This window comes from Myxococcota bacterium (assembly GCA_035498015.1).
Classification (GTDB): domain Bacteria; phylum Myxococcota_A; class UBA9160; order SZUA-336; family SZUA-336; genus VGRW01.
Window position 1 is genome coordinate 1 of record DATKAO010000051.1, and the last position, 3,058, is coordinate 3,058.

Genomic DNA, 3,058 nt, shown 5'->3' on the forward strand with positions numbered 1-3,058 from the left:
GCTGGCCCGAGAGATAGAAGTCGACGTAGCGCGGCATGTCCACGCGGAAGCGGTTGTCGCCCATCATCGAGCCCAGGATCTTCTTGCCGCTGATCACGAGGTCGAGTGCGGGAACTTCGACGGTCTGGCCGATCGGAACCACGCCGACCCACACGGCCGTGCCGCCCTTCTTCACCATCGCCAGCGCCTGCGCACACGTCTGCTTGGTGCCGATGCACTCGAATGCGTAGTCCACGCCGCGCGGCACGAGTGACTGCACGCCCTGAACGGGGTCGGTGTCCTTCGCGTTCACGCCGTCGGTGGCGCCGAGCGTCTTCGCGAGCTCGAGCTTCCACGGCATGGTGTCGACGGCGATGATGCGGCTCGCGCCTGCGATGCGGCAGCCCTGGATGGCGGCCAGGCCGACGCCGCCGCAGCCGATCACCGCGCACGTGGAGCCGGCCGGAACCTGTGCGGTGTTCAGCACCGCGCCCACGCCCGTCGTGACTCCGCACCCGATGAGCGCCGCGCGGTCGAGCGGCATGTCGTTGCGGATCTTCACCACGGCGTTCTCGTGCACGAGCATCTTCTCGGCGAACGACGAGAGGTGCGCGAACTGGTTGATCGCAGTGCCGCCCTTCGAGAGGCGCGGCGGCTCACCGGGGCGCCGCATGGTGGCCGCGCCGCCGCACATGTTCGGCCGGCCGGTGAGGCAGTACTCGCAGCTCCCGCAGAAGGCGGAGAGACAGCCGATGACGTGGTCACCCGGCTGTACGTGAGTCACGAGCTCGCCGACGGCCTCGACGATGCCCGCGGGCTCGTGGCCCAGCACGAGCGGCGGCGGCACGGGCAGGCCCGCCTCGACGACGTGCAGGTCGCTGTGACACACGCCGGTGGCGGCGGTGCGCAGGAGCACCTCGCGCGGGCCCGGGCGGCTGATGTCGATGTCCTCGAGCTCGAGCGGCTGCTTGAAGGCGCGCATCACGGCAGCTTTCATGGCGGTCTCCTTGTTGGTCTCGCGGGGAATTGTGTCACGGCGCGGCGCCGAGCAGCGTCTCGGCCAGCCAGCGCCGCTGGTGCATGGCGTCGCCGAACGCCGGCCGCGTGGTCTGCGCGCGTTTCAGATACAGATGGGCGTCGCAATCGAGCGTGAAGCCGAAGCCGCCGTGCAGCTGCACCGCGCGCGAGGCCGCGAACACGTACACGTCGCAGGCTTTCGCCTTGGCCATGCGCGCGAGCGCCTCGGCGTCCGGGGAGCCGTCGTCGAGCGCCGTCGCGGCGGCGTACACGAGCGAGCGCAGCCCCTCGACGCCGATCAGCACGTTCACGAGCGGGTGCTTCACGGCCTGGAACGAGCCGATCGGCTTGCCGAACTGCTCGCGCGTGGCCGTGTACGCCGAGGTGAGCGCGAGCAGGGCGTCGGCGCCGCCCGCCATCTCGGCGGCGAGCGCGAGGCACGCCCAAGGCGTGAGTCGCTCGAGCACCTCGGCGCCGCTCGCCGGCAGGAAAGCCGCCGCGTCGAGCGCGACGGCGTCCAGGTCGACGCGCGCGCTGCGGCGCGTGCGGTCGAGCACGACCTCGGGCTCGATCCGCGCCCCGGGCGCGCGCGCGGGAACCAGCGCGAAGCGGTCGCCGCGGCGCGCGACGAGCACGTCGGCGAGCGCGCCGCCCCAGACGGCGTCGCGGCCGAGCGCCAGCGCCGGGCGCGATTCGCCGGCCACCCAGGACCGCAGCCAGCGCTCGCGCTGCGCCTCCGAGCCGCTCTGCGCCAGCGCGAGCGCCGCCAGAGTGGCGGGGAGAAGGGGGGAGGGGAGCAGGCGGCGGCCCGTCTCCTCCATCAACACCGAAAGGTGTAGGGCGCCCAGACCCGCGCCGCCGTACTTCTCGGGCACGCACAGCCCGAGCCAGCCCAGCGCCGCGAGCTCCTTCCAGTCACCCGGATCCTCGCCCGCGTCAGCGTCGGCCAGCGCGCGCACCCGCGCGATCGGAAAGCGCTCGTCCAGCCAGCGGCGCGCCTCGGCGCGCAGGAGCGCGAGCTCTTCGTCGTAGCGGAGCGGCGTGTTCATCGCGTCTTCGGCTGCCCGAGCACGCGCTCGCCCAGGATGTTGCGCAGGATCTCGCTAGTCCCGCCCGCAATGGTCATCGCGAACGAGTTCAGGTACGAGCGCTGCCACTCGGCGTTGGCCGGCGCGTGCGGATCGCCGAGCCACAGCGCGGCGCCCGGGCCGAGGAGCTCGCACGCGAAGTCCGCCAGCGCCTGGCCGTGCTCGGAGCTCGCGAGCTTCGACATGAGCGGCAGCGCCTCGGGCCGGTCCGCGACGAGCCCCGGAAGGCGTGCGCGCGCCGCGTTGGCGCGGAGCGCCGTCTCCTCGATCCAGAACTGCGTGAGTCGGTCGCGCACCACCGGGTCGGCGAGCGCGGGACCGCCGTCGCGCTCGAGCGTGCGCGCGAGGCGCGCGAGCCCGGCCACCTGCTCGCCCGCGCCGCCCTGACCGCCCGCCGAGCCCTCGGCCGCGCCGCGCTCGAACTGCAGCGTGGCCATCGCGATCTCCCAGCCCTGGCCGAGCCGCCCGATCAGCGCGTCGCCGGGGATCGCCGCGTTCGACCAGATCACCTGGTTGAAGCCGCCCTCGCCGGTCATCTTGACCAGCGGCTGCACCTCGACGCCCGGCACCTTCATCGGCGCCAGGAAATACGAGATGCCCGCGTGCTTGACGGCGCTGTCGTCGGTGCGGGCGAGCAGGATACACCAATCGGCGTAGCGCCCGAGCGTCGTCCACACCTTGTGCCCGTCGATCCGCCATTGCTCGCCGTCCCGCACGGCGCGCGTGCGCAGCGACGCGAGATCGCTGCCGGCGCCGGGCTCGCTGAAGCCCTGGCACCAGATCTCGTCGCAGCGCAGCAGCGGCTTGAGGAACTTCCGCTTGTGCGCTTCGGTGCCGTACTTGAGGATCACCGGCCCGGCCCACGACAGCGCCACCAGGTTCAGCAGGAACGGCGTGCGCGCGCGCGAGAGCTCGGCGTCGATCACGCGCTGGGTCCCGCGCGGCTGGCCGCCGCCGCCGAACTCGGCGGGCCA

The 3,058-nt window shown here is 72.9% G+C and carries 3 protein-coding genes; all 3 read right to left on the reverse strand.

Translation table 11 applies throughout. The annotated features are described in order from the left end of the window. The coding region (locus VMR86_04260; protein ID HTO06250.1) for a Zn-dependent alcohol dehydrogenase at positions 1 to 976 on the reverse strand (976 nt) is incomplete at its 3' end. Positions 977 to 1,010: 34 nt separating this feature from the next. Continuing rightward, positions 1,011 to 2,045, reverse strand: a complete 1,035-nt coding sequence (locus VMR86_04265; protein ID HTO06251.1) for an acyl-CoA dehydrogenase family protein — start codon at positions 2,043 to 2,045, stop codon at positions 1,011 to 1,013. Further along, positions 2,042 to 3,058 (reverse strand): acyl-CoA dehydrogenase family protein (locus VMR86_04270; GenBank protein ID HTO06252.1); only part of this gene is annotated, 1,017 nt, incomplete at its 5' end. The genes VMR86_04270 and VMR86_04265, both read right to left, overlap by 4 nt.